The 25021-nt window shown below is 36.3% G+C and carries 23 protein-coding genes; 11 read left to right on the forward strand and 12 right to left on the reverse strand.

The window, feature by feature from the left end; translation table 11 throughout:
• Nucleotides 1-6 precede the first annotated feature (6 nt).
• Nucleotides 7-1302 carry a Y-family DNA polymerase gene (locus C1631_RS17350; protein WP_228441317.1) on the reverse strand — a complete coding sequence of 432 codons (1296 nt, stop codon included), beginning with the start codon at nt 1300-1302 and terminating at the stop codon, nt 7-9.
• A gap of 145 nt (nt 1303-1447) precedes the next feature.
• Nucleotides 1448-3028 carry a Na+/H+ antiporter gene (locus tag C1631_RS17355; RefSeq protein WP_103246639.1) on the reverse strand — a complete coding sequence of 527 codons (1581 nt, stop codon included), beginning with the start codon at nt 3026-3028 and terminating at the stop codon, nt 1448-1450.
• Between the two features lie 247 nt (nt 3029-3275).
• Between C1631_RS17355 and C1631_RS17360 the strand changes: the two genes are divergently transcribed.
• From C1631_RS17360 to C1631_RS17400, 9 genes are all read left to right on the forward strand, one after another.
• The gene (locus C1631_RS17360) at nt 3276-3776 is read left to right on the forward strand and encodes a M15 family metallopeptidase (protein WP_103246640.1); all 501 of its coding nucleotides are present in this window, start codon (nt 3276-3278) and stop codon (nt 3774-3776) included.
• Between the two features lie 191 nt (nt 3777-3967).
• Entirely contained in the window at nt 3968-5005 is a 1038-nt protein-coding gene (locus C1631_RS17365; protein ID WP_109713549.1) for a patatin-like phospholipase family protein, read from the forward strand.
• 371 nt (nt 5006-5376) lie between these two features.
• Complete coding sequence (locus C1631_RS17370; RefSeq protein WP_103246642.1) at nt 5377-5952, forward strand: DUF2589 domain-containing protein; 576 nt, start codon at nt 5377-5379, stop codon at nt 5950-5952.
• Between the two features lie 76 nt (nt 5953-6028).
• Nucleotides 6029-6712, forward strand: coding sequence for a hypothetical protein (locus C1631_RS17375; protein ID WP_103246643.1), 684 nt, complete (start codon nt 6029-6031; stop codon nt 6710-6712).
• A 3-nt stretch (nt 6713-6715) separates the two neighbouring features.
• Nucleotides 6716-7270 (forward strand): hypothetical protein, encoded by a 555-nt coding sequence (locus tag C1631_RS17380; protein ID WP_109713551.1) that lies wholly within the window; start codon nt 6716-6718, stop codon nt 7268-7270.
• Between the two features lie 112 nt (nt 7271-7382).
• Complete coding sequence (locus C1631_RS24155; protein ID WP_165828324.1) at nt 7383-7553, forward strand: hypothetical protein; 171 nt, start codon at nt 7383-7385, stop codon at nt 7551-7553.
• Between the two features lie 280 nt (nt 7554-7833).
• Complete coding sequence (locus tag C1631_RS17390; RefSeq protein WP_103246646.1) at nt 7834-8754, forward strand: helix-turn-helix transcriptional regulator; 921 nt, start codon at nt 7834-7836, stop codon at nt 8752-8754.
• A 55-nt stretch (nt 8755-8809) separates the two neighbouring features.
• Nucleotides 8810-9418: a hypothetical protein gene (locus C1631_RS17395; RefSeq protein WP_228441320.1), complete on the forward strand. Its 609-nt coding sequence runs from the start codon at nt 8810-8812 to the stop codon at nt 9416-9418.
• A complete protein-coding gene (locus C1631_RS17400) occupies nt 9419-9850 on the forward strand; it encodes a nucleoside deaminase (RefSeq protein ID WP_103246647.1) in 432 nt (143 codons plus the stop codon).
• A 104-nt stretch (nt 9851-9954) separates the two neighbouring features.
• On the opposite strand, the gene C1631_RS17405 is transcribed toward C1631_RS17400, so the two are convergent.
• The 5 genes from C1631_RS17405 to C1631_RS17425 form a co-directional block, all read right to left on the reverse strand.
• Entirely contained in the window at nt 9955-10488 is a 534-nt protein-coding gene (locus C1631_RS17405) for a GNAT family N-acetyltransferase (RefSeq protein WP_103246648.1), read from the reverse strand.
• Nucleotides 10489-10566: 78 nt separating this feature from the next.
• Nucleotides 10567-11325: a type III pantothenate kinase gene (locus C1631_RS17410; RefSeq protein ID WP_109713553.1), complete on the reverse strand. Its 759-nt coding sequence runs from the start codon at nt 11323-11325 to the stop codon at nt 10567-10569.
• A gap of 101 nt (nt 11326-11426) precedes the next feature.
• Nucleotides 11427-13265, reverse strand: a complete 1839-nt coding sequence (locus tag C1631_RS17415; RefSeq protein ID WP_103246650.1) for a M1 family metallopeptidase — start codon at nt 13263-13265, stop codon at nt 11427-11429.
• Between the two features lie 154 nt (nt 13266-13419).
• Nucleotides 13420-13887: a DinB family protein gene (locus C1631_RS17420; RefSeq protein ID WP_103246651.1), complete on the reverse strand. Its 468-nt coding sequence runs from the start codon at nt 13885-13887 to the stop codon at nt 13420-13422.
• Nucleotides 13888-14053: 166 nt separating this feature from the next.
• Nucleotides 14054-15745 (reverse strand): DUF6909 family protein, encoded by a 1692-nt coding sequence (locus tag C1631_RS17425; protein ID WP_103246652.1) that lies wholly within the window; start codon nt 15743-15745, stop codon nt 14054-14056.
• A gap of 355 nt (nt 15746-16100) precedes the next feature.
• Here C1631_RS17425 and C1631_RS17430 point away from each other — a divergent pair, with 355 nt between their 5' ends.
• Both C1631_RS17430 and C1631_RS17435 read left to right on the forward strand, forming a co-directional pair.
• Nucleotides 16101-18296: a glutamine synthetase III family protein gene (locus C1631_RS17430; protein WP_109713555.1), complete on the forward strand. Its 2196-nt coding sequence runs from the start codon at nt 16101-16103 to the stop codon at nt 18294-18296.
• Between the two features lie 508 nt (nt 18297-18804).
• Nucleotides 18805-19515, forward strand: a complete 711-nt coding sequence (locus C1631_RS17435; protein ID WP_103246672.1) for a C40 family peptidase — start codon at nt 18805-18807, stop codon at nt 19513-19515.
• A 201-nt stretch (nt 19516-19716) separates the two neighbouring features.
• Here C1631_RS17435 and C1631_RS17440 read toward each other — a convergent pair whose 3' ends face one another.
• The 5 genes from C1631_RS17440 to mreC all read right to left on the reverse strand — a co-directional run bounded on the left by C1631_RS17440 (nt 19717) and on the right by mreC (nt 24998).
• Entirely contained in the window at nt 19717-20298 is a 582-nt protein-coding gene (locus tag C1631_RS17440) for a pentapeptide repeat-containing protein (protein WP_103246654.1), read from the reverse strand.
• A gap of 78 nt (nt 20299-20376) precedes the next feature.
• A complete protein-coding gene (rodA, locus tag C1631_RS17445; protein ID WP_103246655.1) occupies nt 20377-21606 on the reverse strand; it encodes a rod shape-determining protein RodA in 1230 nt (409 codons plus the stop codon).
• Nucleotides 21603-23648 carry a peptidoglycan D,D-transpeptidase FtsI family protein gene (locus C1631_RS17450; protein WP_109713557.1) on the reverse strand — a complete coding sequence of 682 codons (2046 nt, stop codon included), beginning with the start codon at nt 23646-23648 and terminating at the stop codon, nt 21603-21605. Before C1631_RS17450 ends, rodA begins: the two co-directional genes overlap by 4 nt.
• Nucleotides 23645-24151 carry a hypothetical protein gene (locus C1631_RS24390; protein ID WP_027371971.1) on the reverse strand — a complete coding sequence of 169 codons (507 nt, stop codon included), beginning with the start codon at nt 24149-24151 and terminating at the stop codon, nt 23645-23647. The genes C1631_RS17450 and C1631_RS24390 overlap by 4 nt, the downstream gene beginning before the upstream one ends.
• The gene (gene mreC, locus C1631_RS17460) at nt 24144-24998 is read right to left on the reverse strand and encodes a rod shape-determining protein MreC (protein ID WP_103246658.1); all 855 of its coding nucleotides are present in this window, start codon (nt 24996-24998) and stop codon (nt 24144-24146) included. Before mreC ends, C1631_RS24390 begins: the two co-directional genes overlap by 8 nt.
• Nucleotides 24999-25021: the final 23 nt, after the last annotated feature.

Raw genomic sequence — 25021 nt, forward strand, 5'->3', positions numbered from 1 at the left:
ATATGATTAATGAAACCTGAAATTGGCTTCAGGTAGTGTATTATTTTTTAAAAAGGCCTCGTATTCCGGAGATAATTGCGCGCGACCAAAGGTATTTTCGCCGCTCATACTTCCCAGACGAACTTTATCTTTTCCGAATTTCCGGTTCATGGCATCCATTGCTTTCATGACAGGAAGATGTTGGTTTTGGCTATCTTCTTCAAAAAGGCCAATCTGTCTTTGATCTTCAGGAACGAAATCATTTACCATTACACCAGCTCTTTTATAATAAAAACCCTCTTTATAAATCGCTTCAAAAAGCTCATTCACTACCCTTCCAATCAAAATGGAAGAATTTGTAGGATTAGAAAGAACCCGGGTCATTGCATTTCTATATTCAGGAAGATCTTTTCTGAAACGGTTGGTTTGTACAAAAACAGTGATCATTTTACAACAGGTATTTTGTTTTCTCAATCGTTCCGAGCAATACATTCCAAAAGTTTCAACCCGCTCACGAACCTCCTCTTTCTTCGTTAGCATCTCCATAAAACTTCTCGTAACCGCTATAGATTTTTTAGGAGAAGGCTCATCCAATTCCAGCTGGCGCATTCCCTTTAACTCATTAATCATTCTGACTCCGTGAATTCCCATAACTTTCCGAACCCACATTTCAGGTTTCTGAAGAAGATCCCAGGCTTTATAAACTCCACTGTCGTTCATTTTTGCAGCCAGCTTCCTTCCTATTCCCCATACATCACCTATATTAAGCCATTTCAGGGCTTTTTCAATTTTCTCAGAGGTATCCAAGATGTAAACACCATCAAACTTTTCCGGAAAATCTTTTACAATCCTATTGGCGACCTTACATAAAGTCTTCGTCGGAGCAATACCTATGCTCACGGGAATATTTTCCCTTTCCTTAATCTCGTCTTTGATTTTAACGCAATACTCCTGAATATCAATATACTTAAATCCTGTCAGGTCCAAAAAGAGCTCATCAATACTATAAATTTCATAATCAATCACATACGATTTTGAGATATTGATGACCTGCTGACTTTTGTAATTATACAATTCAAATTTTGCAGAAAAGCTTTTCACATCATGTTTTTGAAAAAGCTCTTTATATTTGAATGCCGGTGCAGCCATAGGAATCCCTAAATCTTTTGCTTCCTTACTTCTGGACACAACACAACCATCGTTGTTCGAAAGAACGACAACAGGTTTCCCCTCAAGATCAGGATCTAAAGTCCTCTCACAGGAAACAAAAAAGTTATTGCAGTCTACCAAAGCATACATAGTGAGAAAGAAATGTTTATACAAAATTATGGTTTTCAAAGAATAAAAACAGTCTTAACATTAAAATTAACACAAGCTTTAACAAATTAATGATCAGCCTATTAAACATTTTTAACACGTCAGATTTTGTCGCATTAGAGAGTTAATTTTACCTACAAAAACATTTATTTTAAATCATCTTCAAACGTTCTTCTTCCAGATCAAGTTGATAAAGCTGATGACGGATAATCTCTTCATTGATGGAGACATCTTTATTCAGCTCTGAAAGAAATTGTCTCTGACTTTCCAGCATTTCAAGAAAAATAACTTTGTTTTTTGTACTCATCCATTCTGTGTCGTTCGCTTTATTTTTTTCTTCCCAATGCTTTAACATACGCTCCAGACCAGCATGACTTTGAAGTTCATTTTCATGTTTATTTTTAAGAAAATGATACACATGCTGCTTGAGTTTCTGCTTTATTTCCTGACGGGCCTTTTCTTCTTTTTCATCATCAATAAAATCATCAAATACATGTCCGAACCTTATAATGTATGGCAAGGTCAATCCTTGAACAAGAAGAGTAAGCAATATCACGACAAAAGTGATGAACAAAATGAGATTTCTGTTGGGAAAAGGAGCCCCGTGAAGGCTAATAGGAATGGCAAGTGCTGCAGCCAGCGACACCACTCCCCTCATCCCGGTCCAGCCAAGTATAAGTGGCATCATAAATCGCCTCCTGTTGGAAGATGCTCTGGGAGCTACAGTAGGTCTAAAGATAATAGTAGCCAGCATTGCGGCATACGAACTAATAATTCTGGCTGCAATAAGAATACCTGTTACAAGCACCCCGTAATTAATGGCTGTCATCAAAGGAATTCCTTCTGAGCGTAAGCCTCCTACAATTTCGGGAAGCTCCAAACCTATGATCAAAAATACAATCCCGTTCAGAATAAATACAAAGCTCTCCCAGACACTGTATCCTCTTATCCGGCTTGTACTGCTTAAAAAGATCAATCGTTTACTAGACATATACAAACCTCCGCACACCACAGCTAATACGCCGGAACTGTGAAATTGCTCTGCCAGCCAATACATGAGATAGGGCTCGATAAGGGTCAAAGCAATATCTGAGGATGCATCCGTGGGCAATCGTTTATGAATTTGCACAAAAATCCAGGCTAATAGCAATCCGAGACCTGCCCCACCAATAATCATCCACAAAAAGGTAAGAGAGGCTTCCTGCCATACAAATTGTCCTGTACCAATAGCAATAAGTGCAAAACGGAAAATAATCAAAGAAGAAGCATCATTTAATAAACTCTCACCTTCCAGAATAGCCGAGGTTGTTTTAGGGATTTTCACGAATTTCATAATAGCTCCGGTGCTTACCGCATCAGGTGGAGAGACAATCCCTCCAAGCAAAAATCCCAGAGCGATACTAAATCCGGGAATAAAATAATTAGAAACAACAGCCACGGACAATGCCGTAAAGAATACGACAAGAAAAGCAAAGCTGCCGATAATCCGCCACCATCTCCTCATTTCTTTAAAGGAAATAGACCAGGATGCCTCAAATAATAAAGGAGGTAAGAAAATAAAAAAAATGAGATCGGGATTAATTTTTACAGTAGGAAGACCGGGCACAAAGCTTACAAGCAATCCAAACACGACCAATAAAATAGGATAGGCTATTTTGAGTTTTGTAGCCCACATATTTAAGAGGACAATAGCGGCTATCATTGCCAGAAAAAAAGGTAAAACGGTATGCATTATGTTGTGTTTTTTAATTCAGACTCTTCTCATTTATCTCTTCAAATTAATGAAAGGAATTTATTGTACAAATATACAGTCAATTCAAATTTGACGAATCATTTTTATGATCTTATCCAAACTTAATTACCAAGCACACAAAACAGTAAATAACTAATTCTTTACAACAAATTCACGTAAAATTTTTATAATACGTCGAGTTTCGTCGCTTACATCCTATATTTTTGACTAACAATAGAATAACACCATGGACAAAGTAACATCAGAGCGCATTCAGAAACTTCACCCGCTCATCAGAGAAGAAGTAAAACAAATCATTAAAGAGTGTGATAAAGCTCTTACGGGCAGAGCAAAAGTAAGAATCACTCAGGGACTACGGTCTTTCGAGGAGCAGGAAAAGCTGTATGCTATCGGAAGAATTACTTCAGGAAAAAAGGTAACCAATGCCAAAGCCGGACAAAGCATCCACAATTATGGCCTTGCTGTAGATATCTGCCTGATCATTGATGGGAAAACCGCAAGCTGGGATACCGCAAAAGATTGGGACAATGATCAGGTAGCTGACTGGTATGAATGTGTGAAAATTTTTGCCCAACATGGATGGGATTGGGGAGGAAACTGGAAAACATTTAAGGACCTTCCGCATTTCGAGAAAAAGAAGATTCCAGCTCCCAAAGGCTCTATAAAAACCAGCTGGAGAATATTAATCAAACTACCTAAAGATCAGGAAAATTACGTTATATTTTAATTCTCTTTTTTTGGAAATTAATTAATATACGACACGTTCTGTCGCTTCCCCGTCCTACCTTTGCTTTACAAGAAAACAACAAAAAAGCAATAAATCTAAAAGACAAAACCACTATTTTCTACGATCTGTTAAATAGCTCTATAGATTTAAAATTGCATGTGTTCTTTTAAAAAAATAATTAAAAATATCACATGAAAAAGACAACCATTCTTTCTTTGGACGGGGGTGGAATAAGGGGGATTATCACCTGCATTATTCTACGCTACATAGAAGAACAGCTCCAGTATTATGATAAGCCGAGTGCCAAACTGGGAGATTATTTTGATCTGGTGGCAGGCAGCAGCACGGGAGGTCTGATTGCTTCTATTATTTTATGCCCCGATGAGACCCGAAAAGCAAAGTATTCTATCCAGAAAGGATTAGAATTATATGCTGAAAAGGGCGGCGACATCTTCCAGGTTTCTTTTTGGGAAAAACTGGTCAATCCGTTTGGATTATTGAATGAAAGAATTTCTCAGGACTCATTACAAAAAAACCTGAACGACTTTTTTGGAAATCTGGAACTGAAAGAATTAATAAAACCATGTTTGATAACAAGTTATGATATAGAGAACAGAAGGGCAAAACTTTTCAACTCATGGAAAGCCCATCTCAGCACAGATAATTTTTATGTAAAAGATATCTGTAGAGCGACGTCCGCTGCCCCTACCTATTTTTGTCCTGTTCAGATCAAATCAATGTACGGACAAATCTTTAGCCTGATCGATGGGGGGATGTTTGCCAATAATCCTGCACTTTGTGCGTATGCGGAAGCTCGGAAAATTCCTTTTGCAGAGATTTTAAAAAATCATCAGAAAGCGAATCATCCTGGAGTAAATGATATGATCATTGTATCCATCGGAACAGGGATTGAGGCCAGACCTTATTCTTTCAAAAGATTGGAAAAGGCAGGAAAAATAGGCTGGGTAAATCCGATAATTGATATTTTAATGTCTGCTAATGCAGAAACAGTAGATTATCAGCTTGCACAGATGTTTCAGACTTTAGGCTTAAGAAATCAGAAGAACTATTACCGTTTGAACCCATCGTTAAAAAATGCCTCTCCGTCAATGGATAATGTAAGACGCTCCAATATTGAAAATCTGATACAGGCCGGATTAAGCTATATTGATGACAACAGAGAAGTTTTGAATCAAATCGTTCAAAAACTGATTAGAAATAAATTATAAGCTAAAAAGCTTATAATGAATGTAAATAAGCTTTTTAGCTTATAAAAGGTCAAAAAAAGTTTTATATGCGTCAAGTTTTGTCGTTCTCCGCTACTACTTTTGAATTATCAAAAAACAAAAAAAAATCAAAAAAAGATTTATAACACGACGAGTTTTGACGCTACGCAAAACGATCTTTGAATAAAGAAAATAACCAGGAAAACTATAGCTAAACAAGCTTCTTTTTCTAACCCAATATCCTTTTAATTGTCAACAATTATTCTTCAGCAATCTGCTGCTGAACAGGATATCTATTACTTAACAATGAATATTAGTCTGCTAGCACTACTATATATTATTAACCAATTAATAACCTTAAAAATTTTAGAATTATGGCAAATTTAGTCCAGGAATTAAACAGTTTAGATTTCAGTGTATACATCGGAGGGCCTATGCAGGCTGCTATTAAGGCGCAGCATGACGCTTCTATGTCACAGGTAAGCTTCATTAAAGAAGTTGGTTTTGAAGGAACCGGAGCCACTTCAAAGCTTAGATATGTAGATTTTGTGTACAAAAAAACAGTACCGAATCCTGTTCAGGGTAATGAAACCCCTGTACAATCTCAGGTTACTCTAAGTGTTCCGTTACTTTCTATGCTAACGATTCCGGCTTTAAGAATTGATGAAATGACCATTGACTTTAATGCAAAACTAAACTCTGTAGAAACTCAGAATGTCTCCAGCGAGTTTCAGGGAAGTGCTTCTTTAAGTGCCAAGTTTTGGAAAGTTAAGTTCAATGCTTCAGCATCTTATAAGAAAACCAATTCAAGCACTTCTACCACAGAAAAAACATACACTCTGGGAGTACATGTAAAAGCTGTAAATGATGAATTGCCTGCCGGTCTTGCAAGAATCATGGACATGCTGGAGGATGCTATTGTTGCGAATTCAACACCGGTAACTCCTTAACAATATCTTATTCTGGATGGCTGCTCAGGCAGCCATCCATTTTAACCCATTTTTTACTCACTAAAAAAAACGTATTATGCCAAAATTACGAGAATATCTGGGAGGCATTGTCTCTGAGATTGCTGAAGCCAGAAAAATGACTGATTTACAAACAGTACAAATGGCAAAAGAATATGCCCAGGATAACTTACTGAAACATTTTTCAATTCCCAGAATGAAAGTAGGTACTGTTGATCTTACTATTCCTTTTGCTACAGCAGGAAAATCACCAAAAATGATTTTCAGAGACTTTATCTATGACGAAATCATTCAAGCTGCTAAAACAGACTATGATCCTTCAGATATAAAAAGTGATCAGAGTTTAAAGGATTTTCTCATTAAACAGGAACCTGCTTACCTTGATCTCCTTATCAAGATTAAGGAAGAAAATACACCGACACTCACTCTTGATCAGATCGAATACCTTGCACCAATTCCTAAAATCATTGTAGAGTTTTGCAAGTCATTATCCAATTTTAGCTGGAAATATACAAATCCTGATATTTTCCATAAAAGTATTTCCAACAGGGTTATTCTGGAAACAAAAAAGGTAGTTGAAAAAATTGAAGATCAGGAAATCATTGTGGAAGCCAGCAAATTAATGGAACTGGATGTCAAATGCCTGATTTTTGCTAAAATGAGCGTGAGTGAAGCCGGAATGGAATGGTCAAGATATGAAGACATCAATGGAAATATTGTAGAAACTTTAATCCCGGAATAAAACATGAAAAAATCACAATTTATTCTGGTTTCCCAATTAAAGGAACAACTTCAGGACTTCCCGAAAATAGTTTCTTCTTTGGAAAAAAAGGACCCTCTATTTGTTGAAAAGACATTAAACTGGTTAAAAACTGTAGAAGATATTCTTTCTACAAATACCATCAGTGAAGTTTCAGAAATCGCAGGCTTCAGGAGTAAAATTCTGGCAGGAAAGATAAGTGATGAACGAGGAGTTAATGTTAAAAAAAAACAGCTGAAAATTACAGCCAATCTTCTCTATGATTCACAGAACTGCGTCCTTAATGTTCTCTTGCCCCACGAAAGAAAAATGAACGAATGCAGGGACATCACGAAGCAGCTACTCGCACTGACCGCTCAGACAAAGGCTTTAATGTATACAAATGAAGTACAATTTGAAGATTTTATTCAAAGAATCTGGTGGTATATTTTGTCTGACCATGATCTGAAAATCGGCGGGGTAAAACTCAAATCAATGCTTTCAGAAATGGATATCATTATGCTGATGGCTGATGAGATAGAAATCAAAGATTTTTCTTAAAAAAATCAAATTCTCTGTAAATTAATTTTTATACGTCAAGTTTTGACGCTTTACGACACTATTTTTGAAACAGAAACAAACCCAAAAAACAAACTTCTTAACCTCTGATAATATGGAAATAGCTCAGCACAACACAAATGTCATCTTTAATGAAATCCCTTACACCATAGAATGGAGAGACATTGAAAATGTAGAGATAGACTATGAAAACTATCTCGACGATATTGAAAATTTCTTCAGAGAAGATTTTACAGAAGCTACTCCTGAAGAGGAGAATTTATAAATTACAACACATCGGTTCTGCGCTGTCTATTATCACCTTTAGAACACCATAAAAACTAATAACCATTTCAATCTTCATATCCCTTTGAATTCACCATTCACAAAATCCGGGACAGCAGAACCTGTGTTTAAAAACCATTTCTTTGAGATGGTTTTTGTTTTTTGGATCTCTTTTAAAGAGAATTTCTAAAGTAAATATCCAAAAAATACTTCGACAAAATAATAAAACACGACACGTTTTGTCGCATTAAGCCCATATATTTGCCTTACAAAATTACATCATGAAAAAAGATTTTTATCTGACCAGATATGCCTTAATTATAAAAAGATTGGAAAGTTCTCCGGCTACCTATTCTCAGCTGGAACACTATCTTTTAAACTCTTTTGAATTTCAGGATGCAGAGATTAAGAGCTACTCGATCCGCACCCTGCAAAGGGATATCCGTGAGATTTCTGATCTTTTCAATCTTTCTATTCACAATAAGAAAAAAGGAGATAACCGGTATTATATTGAAAGCCGCCCCATCATGGAAGTGGATGAATACAACCAGAAATTACTGGAATCCTTTCAGGTAAGCAACGCCCTGAATCTTCATCCTGATTTTTCTAATTTTATTTTCTTTGAAAGTCGTAAGCCAACCGGAGTGGAGCATTTCTATGATCTGTTTTTCGCCATCCGTAATAAAAGGGTGGTTACTTTTGAACATTACAATTACAAGAACAAACTGATGACCTCCCGGAAAGTTCATCCACTGGCCTTAAAAGAGTCAAAAGACAGATGGTATCTGATTGCTGTTGATACCAAAGATAAAGCATTAAAATCTTTTGGATTGGACAGAATCAATTATCTGGATGTAGACAAAAGCAAATTCAGAGAAAAATATAATTACAATTTTAGAGAACATTTCAAAAATGCTTTCGGGGTGATGAATCTTACAGAACACAAACCTGAAAAAATTACTTTAAAATGCAGCCGCCATCAGGGCGAATACATCAGAAGCTTTCCTCTCCATCAATCACAGAAAGAAACGAAGGAAACGACTGAAGAAATCTATTTTGAATTTTTTCTTCATCCTACCTATGACTTTATGCAGGAGGTTTTATCCTATGGAAAAGAAGTCATTGTTTTAGAACCGAAATGTTTAGTTGACGACATCCGTTCCCATCTTCAGGAATCATTAAATCATTATCTTGAAAGCTAATCAACAATAGACTGATCTCATATTTTTTAAGTATATTTACATAAATATGCCTCTATTGAAAGCTTTATTAATTTGTATATGTTGCATCATTTCTTCCTTTTGTTTATCTCAGCAAAAAGAGGAATTCAGGCTTGTAAAGAGCTATTACAACCAGCATAGAAATATGCTGAATAATGAGTTTAAAAAGAAATTTGATGCAGAATCCAACACGTTCAAAAAAGCCGGCATAAGGGGAGACTTTATCTACTTTATGAAGAAGATGGACAGTATTGAAAATACTGCTTTGATCGGTGCCTTATTAAAGGTAAGAAATCTGGAGGATCTTCAGTCTATAAAAAGAGAACCCTACACCGGACCTTCTGTGGTAGAATCAGCTCCGAATTATCCGGGAGGAATTAATACTTTGAGACAGGAGGTTGCTGATCTTCTGTACATAAATGGGGTTAATTCTGACGTAAAAACGGTAAAGACAAGCGTTGCTTTTATTGTGGAAAAAGACGGAAGTGTAAGCAATGTACATGCTAACGGCGATAATTTTACTTTTAACAGGCAGGCGGAAATTGCCTTATATTCTATTTCTGAAAAATTCACCCCTGCCCTCACCAAAGGGGATCCTGCAAGATTTCAATATAATCTTCCTTTAACTTTAACAATGGCAGACTAAATGTTTACCGACGAATACTATATGAAAATGGCTCTGCAGGAAGCAGAAGCCGCACTGGAAAAAGATGAGGTTCCTATCGGATGTGTTGTGGTTTCCAACAACCGTATTATCGCAAGAGCCCATAACCTTACTGAAACATTGAACGATGTAACGGCTCATGCAGAAATGCAGGCCATCACTTCTGCTGCCAATTTTCTTGGAGGAAAATATTTAAAAGACTGTACGCTCTATGTTACCATGGAACCTTGTGTCATGTGTTCCGGAGCTCTTTCCTGGTCACAGATATCAAAAGTAGTGATTGGGGCGAGAGATGAGCAAAGAGGGTTTATCAATAAACATCTTTCTTTACATCCGAAAACAGAAGTAGTGACCGGCATCATGGAAACAGAATGCTCTTCTATCGTTAAAGACTTTTTTAAAAGTAAGAGATAATTTTAATCCCTATCCGGAATAATTTAAAAATAAAAAAATCAGAGAACATCAAGTATTCTCTGATTTTTACTTTTATAAGGTTGAAATTGTATTAAAACCTGATATTAATTTCTGTTGTTAAAAATAGAATACATGACCAGATCAAAATATTCTCCACCTTTCTTTACATCTTGCTTTAAAACAGCTTCTTTCTCCATCCCTATCTTCTCCATGATTTTTCCGGATGCAGGATTATGTGGAAGATGCGTTGCAAAAATTTTATTGAATCCCAGTTCTTTAAATCCAAAATCTACGATCGCTCTGGCTGCTTCAGTAATATATCCTTTATTCCAGTGAGGAATTCCTATCCAGTATCCTAACTCAGCTTTATCGTCTTCCCGGTCATGGAGGCCAATCGCTCCAATGAGTTCCTCTTCCTTATTTCGGACCGCAAAAGTATATCCTGAATTATCTTCAAAAGCTTCCTGAGACAATTTCACCCATAGCTTAGCATCATTCTCCGTGTAAGGATAAGGAATATTGGACGTAAAATCCGAATAAATTCTATGCTGAAGATAGTCAACAATGAAAGGAATATCTTTTTCTTCCAGCTGTGATAATATCAGTCTTTCTGTTTTTAGTATAGGAAAATTTCCCATTTTGTTACAAGATTTAAAATTGAGGTTACCATAGAAACTTCATGTAAACAGGACTTACTCCCGTCCCAGTCTCTAAATTTACAGATCTTTTCCCAGAAAATAGAGTCCTTTAAGAGTATGAAGCCTGTCCATTACATGAATTTTATCCGTCAGAGGTTTATAAACGTGTGAAACACCACCGGTCGCAATCACAAAGCAATCATCATTAACCTCATCATTGATGCGGTTGACAAAACCTTCTACCATTCCCAGAAAACCATATACCATACCACTTTGCATACAGGTTACTGTATCTAATCCCAGGACAGATTTAGGTTTTTTAAGTTCAATATCCGGAAGTTGAGCTGTCTGGTGGATCAAAGAATTTAAAGAAGTCACAATCCCCGGAGCGATAATAACGCCCAATGTTTCCCCCGTTTCTGCTACACAGCTTGCTGTAAGAGCAGTTCCGAAGTCAATAACAATTTTTTTCCTATCCGGATACAGGTTATGTGCGGCCACAAGATTGGCATAAATATCTGTCCCCATCTGTTTGGATTTCGCCTGTACTGCTGAAGGTGTAGCCCTGTCAACAATTACCGGAGTAACGCCGTGAATCTTCTTGATTCCTGAACTCATTACTTTGGTTAACTGAGGAACCACTGAACCAATGATTACTTTGTCAATTTCTTTAGGCTCTACTTTATAGGTCTGATAAAGCATCAGCATCTGTACATACAGTTCATCTGCTGTTCTGTAAGGTTTGGTATTGATCACCCACGAAACATCACAGTTATCTCCATTAAAAAGGCCAAATCTGATATTACTGTTCCCTACGTTTATTACAATTGAATTCATTTATTTTAACAGGCTATGATTTAAAAAAAATTTCCGTCCAAATTTATAAAAAAATAAAAGGAGTACTTTCAAATACTCCTTTTATCTATATGTTTATCGTTTTATTTTACTTCTACAAAATTATCCGCCATATTCACATCTGCAATTCTCTGGCTGAAATCTATTCCTAACACAGACAATTGAGATTTTGTATAAGGAATGGTTACAGTATATTCCTTCTGTGTCCAGGGCCAGTATGGCATTGTTTTAAAGTCGCCATAGATATCTTTTTCTTTCCATGTATGAGTCATATTCAATGGGATTTGATAGGTAATAACTTTTTTATCTGTTGTCATTACACTGAAATCTATTGGCATAGGAACCTGCCCCTTGTTTACCAAAGTAATGGTAGTGGATTTTGCATCATATTTTACATCTTTAATTCCGTAGTCAATTGTTTTGGTGGTATTGATCCAGTAATTATGGAACCATTTTAAATCCATTCCGGAAACTTTTTGAGCAATATGCAGGAAGTCTCTGTCTGAAGGATGTTTCATACTCCACTGATCATAATATTGCTTTAATGTTTCAGCAAGGTTCTGCTCTCCCATAATATATCCTAGTTGTACCAGATACAATTCTCCTTTCACATAAGAGGCATAAGTATACGCTGTTCCGTTATCATGGTGATCTCCTAACCACACTGCCGGCTCTTCAATTCCTTTTTTAACAAAGTTTCTGTAGGCATCTAATCTTTCAACAAAAGGGTTGGGTAATTGTTCCGGGAATAGCTGATGCATAGTATAGCCTTCTGCATAGCTGGTAAAGCCTTCATCCATCCACGGACGTACCGATTCGTTGGTTGCCAGCATCTGCTGATACCATGAGTGAGATCCTTCGTGAGCCATTAAGCCCATCAAATCCTTGATATTTTTAGCCTCTCCTAAGATCATGGTACACATTCCATACTCCATGCCACCGTCACCACCCTGGATAAATGCATAGGTAGGATATACATATTTCCCGAAGTGAGAATTCATAATCTGGAAATACTTTGTAATATAAGGCTGAGCCTCCCCCCAGGCTTTCGTTTTATCATTTTTCTGATATACCAGATATACCTTAGGTCCCTGAGGAACATTGAAGCTTTCTACAGAGTAATCTCTGTCTGCACTCCAGGCAAAATCCAGAATATTTTTTGCTGTCCATTTCCAGATTACCTTTTTATCTTTTTCTGGTTTGATTTTGGCATTGGTATCATAGCCTTTCACTTCCGTTGGGTTTTCAAGAATTCCTCCTGCCCCTACTACATAATCTTTATTGATTTTAATATTGACATCAAAATCTGAAAATGGGGCATGAAATTCTCTTCCCAGGTAATCAAAAGTTGCCCAGCCGTCATAATCGTACTCTGCAATTTTCGGGTACCATTGGGTCATAGTCATATCAACCCCTTCCCTGTTGTTTCTTCCACTTCTTCTGATCTGCTCAGGGATTACGGCATCCCAATCCATTGTAAAGGTAGTGGTAGAATTCGGCTTAATGGGCTCTGTCAGATAAACTTTCATGATGGTTTCCTGAACTTCAAACTTCAGATCTTTACCATTTTGCTTAATCCAGTGAATATTTTGAGCTCCTTCCTGATCTTTAGGAATGGAAGCCAATCTCGAAATTCCGTCTTTTTGCAATCTTCCATCTCCATTTTTCCCTTGGGAAGCGACCCTTTGGTCCATCATTGAGTTGGGTTTAAAAGCATTCCAATACAAGTGAAAATAAACCACATTCAACTCATCGGGTGAGTTATTGGTGTATTCTAATGTTTGTTTTCCCTGGTATGTAAATTTTTCAGCATTAACATCAATATCCATCTTGTACTTCGCAGCCTGCTGATAATAAGCTCCTTGTTGAGCCTGAAATTGTGAAATGATAAACGCAAAAATGATTGCAGCCGATTTTCTCATTTAAAATTTTATTTTTTTTAAAGGTAGGTAATTTAAATAAGACCTTCAAATTAGAGTTATTTGAAGGTTTTATTCTGTTTAATATGGTTTTAGATGTATTTTAATCTGAATTGTTAAAAGAGATTTTTGAAGATAATTTAAAAGAAATATTACTTTATCTTTTCAACAGTTTTTTAATCAGGGTAATCTGTCCCAGATGATAATAAGCATGTTCAATCATACCATCAATATTTCTTTGATAGGTTCCATACTTTTCGTCTACAAATACCTCATCCATTTTAGAATCGGGCATTTGCTCCAATAAGGCTGCAAACTTTTCAGAGTCTGTCCACAATTTATTCAACAATGTTTCCCAGTGTTCATGAGACGTAACAGGAGGAAGATCAAAGCTAAATTGATCTCTTATTTCGAGAGGCCCACCTTCCAATACATTTATAATTCCTGCAATATAATAATCGATATGAAAAGTAAGCATTGCAATGGTATTTAAAGAGCCTACCCTCTCTACAGCTTGTTTCCATGTGACATCAGAAAGCTGATCTTTAAAATTGGTATTGGCAATCCAAAGACCGTCAAGCAAAACCTCTCTGAATCTTTTGGCTAATTGTGATACTGATCCCATAGCTATATTATGTTTTTCTAAAGATAATCAATTAAAGGATTGATTTTAAACTTTTGCTGATTTTGCAGATGACGCAGATCTCCATGAGCCTTGTCAAGGTTTTTTTAAAACAAAAACCTCAACTGTTTTTTACAGCTGAGGTTTATATTATGATAGGAAATTAAGATTATTTCTTAGCAGAAACTTCCTTCTTACTGCTTTTTAAGATCTTTTCAAGAATTCTTAAAGTGATCAGGTAAGTTGGTTTTACTCCTGTAAGACCAAGACCTCCTGAAGACAATGTACTTCCTGTTTCCAAAGGATTATCAGAAGCATAATAAGCATACATCACAAATAAATCCGGTGAAATATGGTGCCTGATTTTAGAAGCGACCTGAATGGCTTTCTGATAATGTGCTCCTTCCATTTCAAGACCGATTGCCTTCCATGAAGTATTCATAAAATAAGATAGAATATCTCTGTTTTGTAGCGACGTTCCCAAAACAGTAATCATTGGCCCTTCAAAGGCTTTCAATTCATCGTCTTTGAAATCATCCAGCTTTAGTGCATTCTCAAAAGGATAGTTATCGGCTGTTCCTTCAAAAATATGAGAAGTAGGAATCATGATATCTCCTTTTTCTCCGGTAAGAATTCCAGCTTTCCCCATGATAGATACAGATTTCACTTTCATCATATAGATCTCTCCTTTATGTTCAAAAGGTCTCAAAAGCTCATCCATTACCTCAAAAGCCTGTTCACCGAAAGCATAATCAAATACCATGATCACATCGTCTCCTGAGAACTTGCTGTCAGTGAATGGAGTATTTTTCAAATCCGTTTTGCTGAGGTCTATGATCTGAACATCGATATTACTTCCACTTTTATCAGCAATATGAATCATCCCTTCATCCAAGGCATATTTCAATACTTTATCACGAAGCTCTTTTTTGTTGGAAATCTCCTCGTATAGCTTATAATCGATCTCGTGATGATGTTTCTTTTTAAGAGCCTCATTGGCATACAGCATATTTTTCACAGAGTGCATATTGGCAGAAATAATATGCAAAGGTCTCATATGAAGGTTGTTTTCAAATAAAACCTCTTTCACTTTATTCGCCCATTTCTCACCAAAATAGTGATGTCCTACCCTTTCTCTTAATATAGCACTGAAATGAACTTCTCTTTCTCTTGATCCTTTAGCGTCTTCAAGACTTACTTTTCCTAAGTTGTAGATAATTTTGAATAAACGGTCAGGATTCTGATCATCACCAAAAGTATTATAAGCTCTTAACGTTTCATCAAAAGATCTTCCGATTAAAGAAGAAAGGTGAATAAGCGCAACTTCTTTTTCTCTTCTGCTGAATTTTTTCTCACCCTTCACAACTTCTTCAATAATTTTGAAGGCACGTGTCGGCTTCCAGTTTTCATCCTGAATGAAAGCCAGGTTACGTATTTTATCAGCTTCTATAAATAAGAAGGTAAGGTGAGTAAGAATGTCATATATCTCAGAACGTCCCAAAAGAACTTCAATATTCATCTGGTGTTCATCTATTCTATAACAGTTTCTTCTTCTTTTCTTAGGAACGATAGGTTCGAAACTTCCTTTATCAAACCCTTCATCTGATGTAAGATGAATAAAAGCACATTCCTCAATCCCTTCCGGAAGTCTGTCCAAAACATACATCAAGCCGTCAAGCTCCAATTTGTTCGGAATATTCATGGTTCCATAAATTTCCGGATTGATGGTTTTTAACAAACTTCTGATACTTTCTCCTGAAACACCTCCCGGCTTGAAAAACCCTCTATAAAATAAATGTCTCATAGAAATGTATAGTCTTTCAATAGCCTCTGTTGTTTCTCTTGCTCTAGAATTTGTCATAAAATAAATTTCACACAAATATACAAAATCTTTGCCCATTTTATTTTAACTATCTTTTAATAAGTCGCTTAATCGCAGTGATTTTATGACGTATATGTATATTGTACAATCTATCTTATACTCCTGATTAAGTACAATCAGTATTGATGTAATGTATATTGAAACTCTCTTCTCCCCCTCCAAACAAGCGTTGGTTGGCAAATTTTAAATAATATATCACAAACACCCCCGGCAAAAAAACACCAAACAAATGTTTAAATAATATAAATTTTCAAAATACCCCTGTTTTTTTTAGGGTCAAAATGATTTCAATTCATTTTTTTTGTAAATTTGCCCTATCAAAATAAACCCAAATATGTCAACCTTAAGATTCAAAGCATTAGAAACACTCCCATTTAAGGATTTCAGAAAAGACAACTCTGTTGAGATCCCTGCTAAATTATCAGAATTATTCTGCAAAAATGTTTTCTCAGAAGAAACCATGAGAGAATATTTAACGAAAGAAGCCTTCAGCTCTATTATGGATGCTATTAAGAAAGGAACTAAAATTCAGAGACACATTGCAGACCAGGTAGCAGTAGCCATGAAAGACTGGGCAATGAGCAAAGGGGTAACCCATTATACGCACTGGTTTCAGCCTTTGACAGGAACGACAGCAGAAAAGCACGACTCTTTTTTCACGCCAATTGAAGGAGGAAGAGCGATTGAAAGATTCAGTGGAAACATGTTGATACAGCAGGAACCTGATGCATCTTCTTTCCCGAACGGAGGAATCAGAAATACTTTCGAAGCAAGAGGATATACTGCATGGGATCCTACATCTCCTGCTTTCATCATGGGAACAACATTATGTATTCCATCAATCTTTATCTCTTACACAGGAGAAACACTTGACTACAAAGCACCTTTATTAAGAGCTTTGAGCGCGGTAGATGAAGCTGCAACCAATGTAATGCAGTATTTTGATAAAAATGTAACAAAAGTAACTCCTACTTTGGGTTGGGAGCAAGAATATTTCCTGGTTGATTCAGCATTGTATCAATCCCGTCCGGACCTTGTATTAACAGGTAAAACATTATTAGGACACTCTCCGGCTAAAGGACAACAGCTGGATGACCACTACTTCGGATCAATTCCTACAAGAGTAATGAACTTTATGAAAGAATTGGAGATCGAATGTATGAAACTGGGAATTCCTGCTACAACAAGACATAATGAGGTTGCCCCTAACCAGTTTGAGCTGGCACCAATGTTTGAAGAAGTAAACGTTGCTGTAGACCACAACTCTTTATTAATGGATATCATGGCAAGAGTCGCTCACAAGCACCACTTCCATATCTTATTCCACGAAAAACCTTTTGCTGGTGTGAACGGTAGCGGAAAGCACAACAACTGGTCTTTGGCAACTGATACAGGGGAAAATTTATTAAGCCCCGGAAAGAACCCTAAGAAAAATCTACAGTTCTTAACATTCTTTGTAAACACTATTAAAGCAGTCCATGAATATGCTGATTTATTAAGAGCGAGCATTGCTTCGGCAAGTAATGACCACAGATTAGGAGCTAACGAAGCACCACCGGCAATCATCTCTGTATTTATCGGAAGTCAGTTGTTCAGTGTTTTGGAAGAACTTGAAAAAGTAACCAATGGGAAATTATCTCCGGAGGAAAAAACTGAATTAAAATTAAACGTTGTTGGAAAAATTCCTGAAATTTTATTAGACAATACAGATAGAAACAGAACATCTCCATTTGCGTTTACAGGAAATAAATTTGAGATCAGAGCAGTAGGATCTTCTGCAAACTGCGCAGAGTCTATGACTGTAATGAACACTATTGCCGCTAAGCAGTTAAATGATTTCAAAAAAGAAGTAGATACTCTTATTGAAGGAGGATTGAAAAAAGATGAAGCCATTTTCAATGTATTAAGAGAATATATCAAGCAATCCAAGAGTATTATGTTTGAAGGTGACGGATACTCTGATGACTGGGCAAAAGAAGCTAAGAAAAGAGGATTAAACAACCTTAAAACAACTCCGGAAGCTCTTAAACAGGAAATGGACAAAAAATTCCTTGATCTGTACGAAGAGATGGGAATTTTCAACCATAGAGAAGTTGAAGCAAGAAACGAAATTAAACTGGAGAAATATTCTACTGTTATCGATATTGAAGCGAGAGTATTAAGTGATATCGCAAGAAACCATATCATTCCTTCCGCTTTAAATTATCAGAACAGATTAATTGAAAACGTTAAGGGGCTTAAAGATATCTTTGGAGATAAAGATTTCAAACCTTTGGCAAAAGAACAAATGAGTTTGATTACTGACATTTCAGAGAATGTTTCTAAAATTAAATTAGGTGTTGAAGGGCTTATCAAAGCAAGAGAAGCTGCAAAAAGCGTATCGAACAGCCAAAAGCAGGCAGAAGACTATTGTAACAAAGTAAAACCATTATTCGATGGAATCAGAGAGGCTTCTGATGCATTAGAAATGATGGTAGATGATGAACTTTGGCCAATGACAAAATACAGAGAAATGTTGTTTACAAAATAACATCTGTAAAGTTCCATATTAGTTTAAATTCCTCGGTTTTGCCGGGGAATTTTTTTTAATAGTAGACCCATTACACTGAATAACCGTTGTTAAAATTTAAGCTACTCATCTTCCGGCAAATTTATCAGATCTCATTTTTATATCAGAAATAGACATATCATTATAAATAGAAAACAGAACAGCCGCTAAACACCCTTAAACACTACATTTAACGAAGATTTATTTTATTTTTTTAACAACCATGAAAATTAGAGTTTTAGATTTCAAAACCTTATTTATAGAAGAAAATCGATAGATTTTGTTAAAGAATCTTAATAAAAAAAACCGCATGCTTGCCAAAAAAGGGCAATTGCGGTTTATTTTTCTTTAACATACGTAAATAATATGTTAAAATGTGTTAAAGTAAGATCCTGACAATTATCATATCAGGGGTCTTTTACTCGGAATCTCTACTTTTGTAATGCTTTTGAAAATAAATATTCCTTTTAACACGGATAATCAAATATATATGAAGAAAAGAGTTTTGTTTTATTTAGTTGCTATAGTTACTACAGTATCAATGCAATCGTGTGCTACTAATTATGTGGTTTCAAAACCAGCAACTTACGCTAAAGAATACAAAACAGATGCCAAACTAGCTTCTATAGACAACAAAAAAATGGAGCAGGATAAGCAAAGACTTATCGACTCTTTCCTTGCTGAAAAAGCTGCGTCTATAGCAAATGCTAAGAAAGCAATTAAGAATTCTGAGATTGCCAAAGCAATCAAACATAATAAAACGATTGACGGTATCCTTACTGAAGCTGAAACATACCTGGGAACTCCTTACAGATACGGAGGAACAACTAGAAACGGTATAGATTGTTCAGCTTTTGTTCTTTCTGTATTCGGAGCTGCAGCAGGGCTAAGCTTACCAAGAGTAGCTGCTTCTCAGGCTCAGGAAGGGGAAAAAATTGAAAAAGGAAGCCTACAGAAAGGAGATCTGATCTTCTTTTCTCATGGAAGAAGAATCTCTCACGTAGGTATTGTAGAAAGTGTTACTGAAGAAGGTGAGGTAAAATTTATCCACGCAGCAACATCAAAAGGAGTAATGATCTCTTCACTGAATGACTCTTACTGGGGACCAAAGTTCAGATTTGCTAAAAGAGTTATCACCGAAGACGGAGAAGCTTATAACAACTTAGCAGCAGTCACTCCAGCTACACCCGCAAATTTTTAATTTTATAAATAATTGATTTAAATAATGAAGCCATCTTTTTTGATGGCTTTTTTATTTGTTCTCTCTTTTAAATGTCGGCTAAACCCAATAGAATATTCATACAAAAGATGGACTTAAAAAGCCGCTTCTATTGAATGAGTACCTGAAATTTTAGTATTTCTCCTTTAGACCAATTACAACTTCAGCTTCTGACCTCTGGCATTAGCTATTTCTGTCAATCTCTATATCCAGTTTATACAACAGACCATGAACTTCAGAGAGTGAAAATTTAGCCTTTTTTAGCCTATTTAAAGCAGGATCTATAGAATAATTGAATGAAGTCCTCAAATCTGTTTTTTCAAGGCTTGTATTATCAAAAACAGCCCCTGATAAATCACAACCGCTCATAACAGCATTGGATAAATCAGATTCGGTAAAATCTACCTCAATCAGCCTGGAGTTTTTGAAAACCGTTTTCTTTATGGATGCCTGATAGAATACAGAGTTATTAAGTAAACATTCTTCAAATCTGAATAACAATCCAAAGCGGTTACAATCATGAAACTGAAGTCCAAACATTTTACATTCTTTGAAAGATACCTCCCGGAAAGCAGTATTCATCAATTTCACCATGCTGAGGTTGCATCCAATAAATTCACAGTCTGTAAAATTGAATCCGGACAGGTTAATATATTCAAAATTACAGTGTCTGAAAGTACAATTTTCATACTCTCCTTTCTCCAAACCGCGTTGCGAAAAATCTGTATTCTCAAAGTTTGAATCTACAATATAAACCTCTTTCATAGAATATAGTTAATGATGGAAATAACATTATTTCCATAGGTTTTGTAAAAATTAGTAAAATAGCTTTAGCTCAGAAAACTACACCAAACTATTTTTATCTGAATAATTAAGTTTAAAGAAAATAAAGGTCATCATAGAAAATGCCAATAAAGAGCTTCCCCCATAACTGAAGTATGGTAAGGGAATCCCTACTGTTGGGAAAAGCCCCATAACCATGCCCAAATTGATGGAAAAGTGCATTAGAAGGATAGAAGCAAAGCAATAGCCAAACACACGATTAAATGTTGATTTCTGTTTTTCAGCGAGGTAATAAATTCTCCCAATATACACCATATAGGCCAATACTAAAAGCGCACTTCCTGCAAATCCCCATTCCTCTCCTACAGCACAGAAAATATAATCTGTTTGTTGCTCAGGCACAAATTTACCCTGGGTAACAGATCCTTCACGGTAACCTTTTCCCCAAAGACCACCTGATCCGATAGCTGTTTTAGAATATAACAAGTTGTACCCTGAAGTATCTCTAAACGCTTTTTCACCTTTGTAAAGCACTTCAATTCTTTCTCTCTGGTGCTTGGGAAGTTTCTCTAAAATATAAGGCGAAGCAAATGCAAGTCCACATAACAAAAGGATAGATCCGGAAATTCCGGAAATGGTAATCACATCCCAGGACATTCTATGATAATTCATGGCAATCAAAATTCCTGCAATCAGTACAACCGCGCCGGCAACATAAATTGGAGGTATTGCCAGAGAAATAAGAAATACACCAGCAAAAATAAATCCTATCCCAAACAAAAATCCACTCAGCCCTTCTCTGTACAAAGCAATAAAAAAGGCAATAAACACAAGCATAGATCCTACGTCGGGAATAGCAAGCACCACTACTGCAGGTACGCCAATAATAGCAAGTGCTGTCAGTAATGATTTTCTGTTTTTCAGGTTAAAATCCGGTCCGGATACATAGTTGGCAAGCATTAATGCCGTTCCAATTTTTGCAAATTCCACAGGTTGCATTGTAAAGCTTCCGAACTTATACCAGTTCTTCTGCCCGAGAATTTCCTTTCCAAAAGGAAAAAGTCCTATCAATAGCAAAACACCACCTATATAAATAATTCCTGCCATATTCTCAAAGAACTTACTTCTTCCCAAAAAAATTACCAATCCTACAACAAGAGAAATACAGAAGAACATAAATTGTTTTTCTCCCAACTTCTGGTCAACACTGTAGATATTTGCAATCGCAAAGATGCAAAGCAGGAAATACAGCCCAAGACCCAGTTTATCTATCCCTTCTGTCCATTTCATTGCTTAACAGGTTTTTTAGCGGCGTTATTATTTTTAGTTTCCTCTTCTATTTTCTTTTGGAGTTTAGCCTTTTGTTGTTTAACAAGGTCCAGACTATCTTTTATTCTTTTTTGTTTAATTGAATCAGGTTTTGGGTCAACATACAGTCCTTTACGTTTTAAATCTACAACCCATTGCCTTTTATATTCCGGCATAAAACTCGAAGTGATCATTTTTTTATACAGATTTTCTCTTTTCAGATCACCTGTAATATATTTTTCAGCAATCACTGTACAAGCCGGGCCTGCCCATGTAGCTCCAAATCCTGCGTGCTCCATTACGGCAACCACAACAATTTTTGGCTTATCAGCAGGAGCAATCAATACAAAGATAGAATTATCTTTTCCTTGCGGAACCTGTGCTGTTCCCGTTTTAGCCAATTGTGTAAAGTCATTGGATTTTAACCCTCTTGCTGTTCCTCTCAAAACTACAGCTTCCATTCCTTTTAAAACAGGCTCAAAGTGTTTTGGATCAACCAGGGTTTTATGTTTAACTTTAAATCTAGGATCCGGATTTGGTTTTCCGTCAATTCCTTTTACAATATGAGGGGTATAATACCATCCTTTGTTCGCAATAGCAGCCACATAATTTGCCAGCTGAATAGGGGTTACCAAAACATCTCCCTGCCCCATTCCGTTATAGATAGCACCGGTTGACATTTCATCCCAATCTTTAAAATCAGTTCTCTTTGAACCACTTGCTTTCATGATGGCTTTAAACCTTTTCTCGTAAAAATCTCCTGAAGGTATTCTCCCTCTTGCGCCCACTGCAAAATCGTTATTCAAAAATTCCCCAACTCCAAAGCTGCTCATGATCTTTTTCCATTCATCAACCCCTTTGGAAGGATTACCCGGATATTTTTTGATTATTGCAATAAATGCATAGGTAAAAAAGCAGTTACTGGAAACCTGAATGGAAGGAATGAGCGGATCAGCACCACCATGCCCTTTAATTCTCTTACCTTTATAGAAAAATCCACCTCCACAAGGAAAAACGGTCTTTTCATCCATCACCCCCATTTGCATAGCAGCTAAAGCAGTCAGCAATTTGAAAGTTGATCCCGGAGGATATCCTGCCTGCAAAGAACGATCAAAAGTTGGTTTATTCTCATAAAGCGTATCCTTTGAGAGGGCATACAAATTTTTAGATTTATAAGGTCCGGTAAAGAGGTTCGGATCAATATCCGGCCCGGTTGCTGCCACTAATACTTCCCCATTATTTGGGTCTATGGCTACAATTGCACCGTGTTTGTTGACCAGCATTTCTTCAGCCGTTCTCTGAAGGTCGTAATCAATAGTTAAAGTAATATCCTTACCAGTAATAACATCCTTATCTAAAGATCCATTTTTATAAGAACCAATGTTTCGAAGCTTGATATCCTTTTGGATGTATTTCATCCCCTTTACTCCACGAAGTTCTTTTTCGTAAGATTTTTCTACCCCTGTTTTTCCGATAAAATCTCCAGGCAGATAATAAATAGAATCTTTTTTAATTTCTCTTTCATTGACTTCACTGGTATACCCTAAAAGGTTTCCTGAAGTAGACACTTCATACTGACGCTGAGGTCTCTGAACAATACTGAATGCAGGATATTTAAAAATGATTTCCTGTACTCTCGCAATATCTTCCCTGCTAAGATCTTTCAGGAAAGTCATTGGCGTCAGTTTAGAGTAATATTTTTCTTTTTTAATAACATTAATCTTATTGATAAAATCCCTTTTATTGATCTTCATCAGGTTACAAAAACCTAATGTATCGAAATCCGGCTTCATCAAAGCCTGGGTAAAAGAAATTTCATAAGCAGGCTGATTCCCTACCATGATTTTACCGTTTCTGTCAAAAATAACTCCACGTTGTGGAATTACATATTCAATTTTAATGGAAGTATTCGCCGCATTCAATGCATAGCGATCCGTAAACAATTGTAAATAAGAAAGCCTCGCCACAAAAATAAGGGCGATCACTACAAGGACGGAAAAGATTTTTAAATAACGTGTGTTCAAACTTTTTGTTTGATTTTAAATATTAATGCGTAAATGACAATAAATATAAATGAAATTACACTAGTCACCAACACATTAAATAATATTTCAAAAAATCTGCTCAACTTAAAGAATTCGATATACTGTACTAAAAGCTGGTGCAGAAAAATACTTGAAAATAAAAACAGCAAAAACTGCGCCCATTGAAGGGACTGAAAGGAAAAAAAATCTGTGGAAGTATCCGTTGAAGTCCTGAATATCAGGGTCCTGAAATAAGCAATCAATGTGGTTGCAAAAGCATTAATTCCCCATGAATAAAGAAATCCATCAATAGACAGCCCGATTAAGAAGCTTAAAGCCAGAAACTGGAATTTATTTCTGAAAAAAGGATAAAACATAACGAACACAGGATACAACACGGGGGTATATTTTCCAAAAAGAGTAATCCTGTTCAATACAAATATTTGTAATGCAACAAGAAATATCATTATCAATATATCGGTAAATAAAGTCCTGCTAATCATTTTCTTTCTTTATTACAGTCTGTAGAGTATCCTGAATCTTTTGCACTTCTGCTTTTTTCAGATTCTTCACTACATATACTTTATTCAATGCTCCCATTTTCTCACTCAGCTCCACTGAGATATCCCAAAAACCGGTTTTATTATCAACAGAATAACCCGCGATAGTACCAATCATAATACCTTTAGGGAAAATTGCGGACTTTCCGTCTGTCACAACACTATCCCCTACTTTCAAGGCAACATATTTTGGAATATCAGCAAGGTGCATGACACGGGAATTATCTCCATTCCATGTTAATGTTCCAAAATATCCGGAGTTTTTGAGTGCCGCATTAATCCTTATTTTATTTACACTTAATACGGACTGCACCAATGCATAGCTGTCTGTAGAATTGATCACAATCCCGGCAATACCTCTTGGTGCCATCACCCCCATTTGTGGAAGTACACCATCTCTACGGCCACGATTAATGGTAAAGTAGTTGTTTCTTCTATTGATACTGTTGAAAACAATTTCACCGTCAACAAAAGTATAAATTTGACCACCTCCTATGGTATCATGAACTTTTCTAAAAAGAGGGTTCTTTGCTCCTTCTTTTCCGTAAAGCTGAGTCATAAGGGCTTTATTCTGAACGACAAGATCCTCATTGATCTGTTTCAGTTTCAGATAGGAAACTCCTTCATCAATGTAGCCGGAAATCCATGAGTTCACGGCAGCAGTCTGCCCTGCTATCCAGGATCTTTGCATCGCATTTCTAGAGAATATCAGAACCAAAGCAATAATTTGCAGGAATATAAAGAAGACGAAAAGAGTGTTCTTCGAAAATAATCTCAGCAAAAATCCCATTCAGATATATAGTCGTAAAAAGT

The organism is Chryseobacterium phosphatilyticum (genome assembly GCF_002899825.2).
Taxonomy (GTDB): Bacteria; Bacteroidota; Bacteroidia; order Flavobacteriales; family Weeksellaceae; genus Chryseobacterium; species Chryseobacterium phosphatilyticum.

Excerpts from the sequence above, each read along its gene's own strand:
- C1631_RS17355 (WP_103246639.1), bottom strand. The coding sequence starts at position 3,028 with ATGCATACCGTTTTACCTTTTTTTCTGGCAATGATAGCCGCTATTGTC.
- C1631_RS17360 (WP_103246640.1), top strand. The coding sequence starts at position 3,276 with ATGGACAAAGTAACATCAGAGCGCATTCAGAAACTTCACCCGCTCATC.
- C1631_RS17365 (WP_109713549.1), top strand. The coding sequence starts at position 3,968 with ATGAAAAAGACAACCATTCTTTCTTTGGACGGGGGTGGAATAAGGGGG.
- C1631_RS17370 (WP_103246642.1), top strand. The coding sequence starts at position 5,377 with ATGGCAAATTTAGTCCAGGAATTAAACAGTTTAGATTTCAGTGTATAC.
- C1631_RS17375 (WP_103246643.1), top strand. The coding sequence starts at position 6,029 with ATGCCAAAATTACGAGAATATCTGGGAGGCATTGTCTCTGAGATTGCT.
- C1631_RS17380 (WP_109713551.1), top strand. The coding sequence starts at position 6,716 with ATGAAAAAATCACAATTTATTCTGGTTTCCCAATTAAAGGAACAACTT.
- C1631_RS24155 (WP_165828324.1), top strand. The coding sequence starts at position 7,383 with ATGGAAATAGCTCAGCACAACACAAATGTCATCTTTAATGAAATCCCT.
- C1631_RS17390 (WP_103246646.1), top strand. The coding sequence starts at position 7,834 with ATGAAAAAAGATTTTTATCTGACCAGATATGCCTTAATTATAAAAAGA.
- C1631_RS17400 (WP_103246647.1), top strand. The coding sequence starts at position 9,419 with ATGTTTACCGACGAATACTATATGAAAATGGCTCTGCAGGAAGCAGAA.
- C1631_RS17405 (WP_103246648.1), bottom strand. The coding sequence starts at position 10,488 with ATGGGAAATTTTCCTATACTAAAAACAGAAAGACTGATATTATCACAG.
- C1631_RS17410 (WP_109713553.1), bottom strand. The coding sequence starts at position 11,325 with ATGAATTCAATTGTAATAAACGTAGGGAACAGTAATATCAGATTTGGC.
- C1631_RS17415 (WP_103246650.1), bottom strand. The coding sequence starts at position 13,265 with ATGAGAAAATCGGCTGCAATCATTTTTGCGTTTATCATTTCACAATTT.
- C1631_RS17420 (WP_103246651.1), bottom strand. The coding sequence starts at position 13,887 with ATGGGATCAGTATCACAATTAGCCAAAAGATTCAGAGAGGTTTTGCTT.
- C1631_RS17425 (WP_103246652.1), bottom strand. The coding sequence starts at position 15,745 with ATGACAAATTCTAGAGCAAGAGAAACAACAGAGGCTATTGAAAGACTA.
- C1631_RS17430 (WP_109713555.1), top strand. The coding sequence starts at position 16,101 with ATGTCAACCTTAAGATTCAAAGCATTAGAAACACTCCCATTTAAGGAT.
- C1631_RS17435 (WP_103246672.1), top strand. The coding sequence starts at position 18,805 with ATGAAGAAAAGAGTTTTGTTTTATTTAGTTGCTATAGTTACTACAGTA.
- C1631_RS17440 (WP_103246654.1), bottom strand. The coding sequence starts at position 20,298 with ATGAAAGAGGTTTATATTGTAGATTCAAACTTTGAGAATACAGATTTT.
- rodA (WP_103246655.1), bottom strand. The coding sequence starts at position 21,606 with ATGAAATGGACAGAAGGGATAGATAAACTGGGTCTTGGGCTGTATTTC.
- C1631_RS24390 (WP_027371971.1), bottom strand. The coding sequence starts at position 24,151 with ATGATTAGCAGGACTTTATTTACCGATATATTGATAATGATATTTCTT.
- mreC (WP_103246658.1), bottom strand. The coding sequence starts at position 24,998 with ATGGGATTTTTGCTGAGATTATTTTCGAAGAACACTCTTTTCGTCTTC.